8 protein-coding genes and 2 pseudogenes are annotated in these 6133 nt (G+C 56.8%); 7 read left to right on the forward strand and 3 right to left on the reverse strand.

Annotated features, from left to right (window positions below; all coding sequences use genetic code 11):
• The 3 genes and pseudogenes from K5E40_RS35870 to intI1 (K5E40_RS33880) all read right to left on the reverse strand — a co-directional run.
• A partial coding sequence (locus K5E40_RS35870; RefSeq protein WP_221734389.1) for a hypothetical protein occupies positions 1 to 263 on the reverse strand: 263 nt, incomplete at its 3' end.
• Positions 264 to 315: 52 nt separating this feature from the next.
• Positions 316 to 579 (reverse strand): annotated as a pseudogene (intI1, locus tag K5E40_RS33875) (class 1 integron integrase IntI1); the annotation flags it as partial.
• A gap of 516 nt (positions 580 to 1095) precedes the next feature.
• A pseudogene (gene intI1 / locus K5E40_RS33880) lies at positions 1096 to 1851 on the reverse strand (class 1 integron integrase IntI1); the annotation flags it as partial.
• A gap of 169 nt (positions 1852 to 2020) precedes the next feature.
• Between intI1 (K5E40_RS33880) and K5E40_RS33885 the strand changes: the two are divergent.
• The 7 genes from K5E40_RS33885 to K5E40_RS33915 form a co-directional block, all read left to right on the forward strand.
• Positions 2021 to 2311 carry a DUF1010 domain-containing protein gene (locus tag K5E40_RS33885; protein ID WP_221734388.1) on the forward strand — a complete coding sequence of 97 codons (291 nt, stop codon included), beginning with the start codon at positions 2021 to 2023 and terminating at the stop codon, positions 2309 to 2311.
• 20 nt (positions 2312 to 2331) lie between these two features.
• The gene (aac(6')-31, locus tag K5E40_RS33890; RefSeq protein WP_221734386.1) at positions 2332 to 2886 is read left to right on the forward strand and encodes an aminoglycoside N-acetyltransferase AAC(6')-31; all 555 of its coding nucleotides are present in this window, start codon (positions 2332 to 2334) and stop codon (positions 2884 to 2886) included.
• Between the two features lie 174 nt (positions 2887 to 3060).
• Entirely contained in the window at positions 3061 to 3393 is a 333-nt protein-coding gene (qac, locus tag K5E40_RS33895) for a quaternary ammonium compound efflux SMR transporter QacL (RefSeq protein ID WP_221734387.1), read from the forward strand.
• Between the two features lie 85 nt (positions 3394 to 3478).
• Positions 3479 to 4306 (forward strand): oxacillin-hydrolyzing class D beta-lactamase OXA-2, encoded by an 828-nt coding sequence (locus K5E40_RS33900; RefSeq protein WP_001007673.1) that lies wholly within the window; start codon positions 3479 to 3481, stop codon positions 4304 to 4306.
• A gap of 135 nt (positions 4307 to 4441) precedes the next feature.
• Complete coding sequence (locus K5E40_RS33905) at positions 4442 to 4789, forward strand: quaternary ammonium compound efflux SMR transporter QacE delta 1 (RefSeq protein WP_000679427.1); 348 nt, start codon at positions 4442 to 4444, stop codon at positions 4787 to 4789.
• Positions 4783 to 5622, forward strand: coding sequence for a sulfonamide-resistant dihydropteroate synthase Sul1 (gene sul1 / locus K5E40_RS33910; protein WP_000259031.1), 840 nt, complete (start codon positions 4783 to 4785; stop codon positions 5620 to 5622). Before K5E40_RS33905 ends, sul1 begins: the two co-directional genes overlap by 7 nt.
• Before the next feature lie 127 nt (positions 5623 to 5749).
• Positions 5750 to 6133 (forward strand): GNAT family N-acetyltransferase (locus K5E40_RS33915; RefSeq protein WP_032483255.1); only part of this gene is annotated, 384 nt, incomplete at its 3' end.

Here is a 6133-nt window from a genome sequence, read left to right on the forward strand (position 1 = left end):
TCCATCAGCAGTTCGGTGATCTTGATGCGCGGCAGTAACTGGCTGGTTTGGTCGATCAGCGCCTGCGCCCGATCCGGCACCGCCGCATCCAGCGGGGTGATTTTCAGCCCTGATGTCGTTTTCAGAAGACGGCTGCACTGAACGTCAGAAGCCGACTGCACTATAGCAGCGGAGGGGTTGGATCCATCAGGCAACGACGGGCTGCTGCCGGCCATCAGCGGACGCAGGGAGGACTTTCCGCAACCGGCCGTTCGATGCGGCACCGATGGCCTTCGCGCAGGGGTAGTGAATCCGCCAGGATTGACTTGCGCTGCCCTACCTCTCACTAGTGAGGGGCGGCAGCGCATCAAGCGGTGAGCGCACTCCGGCACCGCCAACTTTCAGCACATGCGTGTAAATCATCGTCGTAGAGACGTCGGAATGGCCGAGCAGATCCTGCACGGTTCGAATGTCGTAACCGCTGCGGAGCAAGGCCGTCGCGAACGAGTGGCGGAGGGTGTGCGGTGTGGCGGGCTTCGTGATGCCTGCTTGTTCTACGGCACGTTTGAAGGCGCGCTGAAAGGTCTGGTCATACATGTGTTAGACCTCATGGAAATATCGCAGCAGCTTGAGGAGCGCCTTGGCGCAATCACGAACTATGATGACTTCTTCGAGCTTCGTCGGCGTATTCAGAGTAGTGAAGACCCCGGCGTGTTTCACGCACTCTGGCGCTTAGCTCTGGAGCGCACGCCCAATGGAGCATCGGGCATGGCGGGCTACATGCTTGCTGAGCTTCAGCCCGACCTAGACGAGCCGCTGAATGAACTGCTGCGGCAAGTGCACATGTCGCTGCTCGACGCGAGCAACAGGATCGTGCCCTTCTATCTCGTGTCACAGTTCGGTCGCGCGCAAGTCACACAGGCCGCAGCTGAGTTCCTAGCTACCGTTCCCGAATCACCGCGTTCCCGAGTCGACGCGGTTCTGTATTGGTCTTCTTTCCCAGCGTCGGAGCTTTGCAAGCCGTTCCACGATTGGGAGGCACGGGAAATGTACGGTGTATCGGATGAGGTCTAACAATTCGTCCAAGCCGACGCCGCTTCGCGGCGCGGCTTAACTCAGGTGATGGCGACGCACGACACCGCTCCGTGGATCGGTCGAATGCGTGTGCTGCGCAAAAACCCAGAACCACGGCCAGGAATGCCCGGCGCGCGGATACTTCCGCTCAAGGGCGTCGGGAAGCGCAACGCCGCTGCGGCCCTCGGCCTGGTCCTTCAGCCACCATGCCCGTGCACGCGACAGCTGCTCGCGCAGGCTGGGTGCCAAGCTCTCGGGTAACATCAAGGCCCGATCCTTGGAGCCCTTGCCCTCCCGCACGATGATCGTGCCGTGATCGAAATCCAGATCCTTGACCCGCAGTTGCAAACCCTCACTGATCCGCATGCCCGTTCCATACAGAAGCTGGGCGAACAAACGATGCTCGCCTTCCAGAAAACCGAGGATGCGAACCACTTCATCCGGGGTCAGCACCACCGGCAAGCGCCGCGACGGCCGAGGTCTTCCGATCTCCTGAAGCCAGGGCAGATCCGTGCACAGCACCTTGCCGTAGAAGAACAGCAAGGCCGCCAATGCCTGACGATGCGTGGAGACCGAAACCTTGCGCTCGTTCGCCAGCCAGGACAGAAATGCCTCGACTTCGCTGCTGCCCAAGGTTGCCGGGTGACGCACACCGTGGAAACGGATGAAGGCACGAACCCAGTGGACATAAGCCTGTTCGGTTCGTAAACTGTAATGCAAGTAGCGTATGCGCTCACGCAACTGGTCCAGAACCTTGACCGAACGCAGCGGTGGTAACGGCGCAGTGGCGGTTTTCATGGCTTGTTATGACTGTTTTTTTGTACAGTCTATGCCTCGGGCATCCAAGCAGCAAGCGCGTTACGCCGTGGGTCGATGTTTGATGTTATGGAGCAGCAACGATGTTACGCAGCAGGGCAGTCGCCCTAAAACAAAGTTAGCACCGAAGAAAACCAATTTATTTCGGCCCATGCTTTTTCAAACGGCATTCAATTTCTCAAGCGTTGTTCAGCGCTGGGTTTGCCGTTTTTCTTGGCTTCACCTGTTGGCTTTGTGCTGGTTTCAAGCATTTTTGGCCTCCAGCCCTTGTGTAGCAAGCGCAAGCAGCTATTTTTTTCGTAGTGCTGTGCCGCCTCGGTGGCGCTGCGCTTTTTCGCAGTTCGTGCCCGTCGCCAAATTCAAGTTACCGTTTTTGGCTTCTGGTTCTAACATTTCGGTCAAGCCGACCCGCCTTCGGCGGTCGGCTTACCTCGCCCGTTAGGCAGCACAAAGAGCGTCCTCATGACCACTACCATTAGCTTCGTCACGCTGCGCCTCATGACCGAGCACGACCTTCCGATGCTCCATGACTGGCTAAATCGGCCTCACATCGTTGAGTGGTGGGGCGGAGAAGAAACACGTCCAACACTTGCTGAAGTGCTGGAGCAATATCGACCAAGCGCCCTGGCGAAAGAGTCCGTCACTCCCTACATCGCAATGCTGGATGAAGAACCGATTGGGTACGCTCAGTCGTACATTGCACTCGGAAGCGGTGGCGGATGGTGGGAAGACGAAACCGATTCAGGAGTACGCGGAATAGACCAGTCTCTGGCGAATCCATCGCAGCTGGGCAAGGGATTGGGAACCAAGCTCGTTCGCGCGCTCGTTGAGACGCTGTTCAAAGACGCTGAGGTAACCAAGATCCAAACGGACCCGTCGCCGAACAACTTACGCGCAATCCGGTGCTACGAGAAGGCGGGTTTTGTGGCGCAAAGAACCATAAACACCCCAGATGGACCGGCCGTATACATGGTTCAAACACGTCAGGCGTTCGAGCAGGCGCGCAGTGCTGTCTAACCCTTCCATCGAGGGGGACGTCCAAGGGCTATCGTCCTTGGACGCCCCTCATGTCAAACGTTAGATGCCAGATTTGGCGTTGCGTATGCTCACAGAAAATCGATAGCCGCAAGGCTGTTTTTGGCAACTCATAGCCACCACTATTTATCCTTCATACCGTAGAGGAGATTGCACGTGAAGAACTGGCTCTTTCTGGCTATTGCAATCTTTGGTGAGGTCGTCGCAACTTCCGCACTGAAGTCCAGCCATGGATTCACCAAGTTATTTCCTTCTGTTGTAGTTGTAGCTGGGTACGGGCTTGCGTTCTATTTCCTCTCTCTCGCACTCAAGTCCATCCCGGTCGGTATTGCTTATGCTGTTTGGGCTGGCCTCGGCATCGTACTTGTGGCAGCTATCGCTTGGATCTTTCATGGCCAGAAACTAGACTTGTGGGCGTTCGTTGGCATGGGACTTATCGTTAGTGGCGTCGCCGTTCTAAATCTGCTATCCAAGGTCAGCGCACATTGACCGGGCTGGCATCTAACAATTCATTCAAGCCGACGCCGCTTCGCGGCGCGGCTTAACTCAGGTGTTGGGCATTAAGGAAAAGTTAATGGCAATCCGAATCTTCGCGATACTTTTCTCCATTTTTTCTCTTGCCACTTTCGCGCATGCGCAAGAAGGCACGCTAGAACGTTCTGACTGGAGGAAGTTTTTCAGCGAATTTCAAGCCAAAGGCACGATAGTTGTGGCAGACGAACGCCAAGCGGATCGTGCCATGTTGGTTTTTGATCCTGTGCGATCGAAGAAACGCTACTCGCCTGCATCGACATTCAAGATACCTCATACACTTTTTGCACTTGATGCAGGCGCTGTTCGTGATGAGTTCCAGATTTTTCGATGGGACGGCGTTAACAGGGGCTTTGCAGGCCACAATCAAGACCAAGATTTGCGATCAGCAATGCGGAATTCTACTGTTTGGGTGTATGAGCTATTTGCAAAGGAAATTGGTGATGACAAAGCTCGGCGCTATTTGAAGAAAATCGACTATGGCAACGCCGATCCTTCGACAAGTAATGGCGATTACTGGATAGAAGGCAGCCTTGCAATCTCGGCGCAGGAGCAAATTGCATTTCTCAGGAAGCTCTATCGTAACGAGCTGCCCTTTCGGGTAGAACATCAGCGCTTGGTCAAGGATCTCATGATTGTGGAAGCCGGTCGCAACTGGATACTGCGTGCAAAGACGGGCTGGGAAGGCCGTATGGGTTGGTGGGTAGGATGGGTTGAGTGGCCGACTGGCTCCGTATTCTTCGCACTGAATATTGATACGCCAAACAGAATGGATGATCTTTTCAAGAGGGAGGCAATCGTGCGGGCAATCCTTCGCTCTATTGAAGCGTTACCGCCCAACCCGGCAGTCAACTCGGACGCTGCGCGATAAAACCGCGCAGCGCCGGTTACTTCAACGTTAGATGCACTAAGCACATAATTGCTCACAGCCAAACTATCAGGTCAAGTCTGCTTTTATTATTTTTAAGCGTGCATAATAAGCCCTACACAAATTGGGAGATATATCATGAAAGGCTGGCTTTTTCTTGTTATCGCAATAGTTGGCGAAGTAATCGCAACATCCGCATTAAAATCTAGCGAGGGCTTTACTAAGCTTGCCCCTTCCGCCGTTGTCATAATCGGTTATGGCATCGCATTTTATTTTCTTTCTCTGGTTCTGAAATCCATCCCTGTCGGTGTTGCTTATGCAGTCTGGTCGGGACTCGGCGTCGTCATAATTACAGCCATTGCCTGGTTGCTTCATGGGCAAAAGCTTGATGCGTGGGGCTTTGTAGGTATGGGGCTCATAATTGCTGCCTTTTTGCTCGCCCGATCCCCATCGTGGAAGTCGCTGCGGAGGCCGACGCCATGGTGACGGTGTTCGGCATTCTGAATCTCACCGAGGACTCCTTCTTCGATGAGAGCCGGCGGCTAGACCCCGCCGGCGCTGTCACCGCGGCGATCGAAATGCTGCGAGTCGGATCAGACGTCGTGGATGTCGGACCGGCCGCCAGCCATCCGGACGCGAGGCCTGTATCGCCGGCCGATGAGATCAGACGTATTGCGCCGCTCTTAGACGCCCTGTCCGATCAGATGCACCGTGTTTCAATCGACAGCTTCCAACCGGAAACCCAGCGCTATGCGCTCAAGCGCGGCGTGGGCTACCTGAACGATATCCAAGGATTTCCTGACCCTGCGCTCTATCCCGATATTGCTGAGGCGGACTGCAGGCTGGTGGTTATGCACTCAGCGCAGCGGGATGGCATCGCCACCCGCACCGGTCACCTTCGACCCGAAGACGCGCTCGACGAGATTGTGCGGTTCTTCGAGGCGCGGGTTTCCGCCTTGCGACGGAGCGGGGTCGCTGCCGACCGGCTCATCCTCGATCCGGGGATGGGATTTTTCTTGAGCCCCGCACCGGAAACATCGCTGCACGTGCTGTCGAACCTTCAAAAGCTGAAGTCGGCGTTGGGGCTTCCGCTATTGGTCTCGGTGTCGCGGAAATCCTTCTTGGGCGCCACCGTTGGCCTTCCTGTAAAGGATCTGGGTCCAGCGAGCCTTGCGGCGGAACTTCACGCGATCGGCAATGGCGCTGACTACGTCCGCACCCACGCGCCTGGAGATCTGCGAAGCGCAATCACCTTCTCGGAAACCCTCGCGAAATTTCGCAGTCGCGACGCCAGAGACCGAGGGTTAGATCATGCCTAGCATTCACCTTCCGGCCGCCCGCTAGCGGACCCTGGTCAGGTTCCGCGAAGGTGGGCGCAGACATGCTGGGCTCGTCAGGATCAAACTGCACTATGAGGCGGCGGTTCATACCGCGCCAGGGGAGCGAATGGACAGCGAGGAGCCTCCGAACGTTCGGGTCGCCTGCTCGGGTGATATCGACGAGGTTGTGCGGCTGATGCACGACGCTGCGGCGTGGATGTCCGCCAAGGGAACGCCCGCCTGGGACGTCGCGCGGATCGACCGGACATTCGCGGAGACCTTCGTCCTGAGATCCGAGCTCCTAGTCGCGAGTTGCAGCGACGGCATCGTCGGCTGTTGCACCTTGTCGGCCGAGGATCCCGAGTTCTGGCCCGACGCCCTCAAGGGGGAGGCCGCATATCTGCACAAGCTCGCGGTGCGACGGACACATGCGGGCCGGGGTGTCAGCTCCGCGCTGATCGAGGCTTGCCGCCATGCCGCGCGAACGCAGGGGTGCGCCAAGCTGCGGCTC

The sequence above is a fragment of the Pseudomonas baetica genome (assembly GCF_019733355.1).
Taxonomy (GTDB): Bacteria; Pseudomonadota; Gammaproteobacteria; order Pseudomonadales; family Pseudomonadaceae; genus Aquipseudomonas; species Aquipseudomonas baetica_A.

Excerpts from the sequence above, each read along its gene's own strand:
- K5E40_RS33900 (WP_001007673.1), top strand. The coding sequence starts at position 3,479 with ATGGCAATCCGAATCTTCGCGATACTTTTCTCCATTTTTTCTCTTGCC.
- K5E40_RS33905 (WP_000679427.1), top strand. The coding sequence starts at position 4,442 with ATGAAAGGCTGGCTTTTTCTTGTTATCGCAATAGTTGGCGAAGTAATC.
- K5E40_RS33885 (WP_221734388.1), top strand. The coding sequence starts at position 2,021 with ATGCTTTTTCAAACGGCATTCAATTTCTCAAGCGTTGTTCAGCGCTGG.
- sul1 (WP_000259031.1), top strand. The coding sequence starts at position 4,783 with ATGGTGACGGTGTTCGGCATTCTGAATCTCACCGAGGACTCCTTCTTC.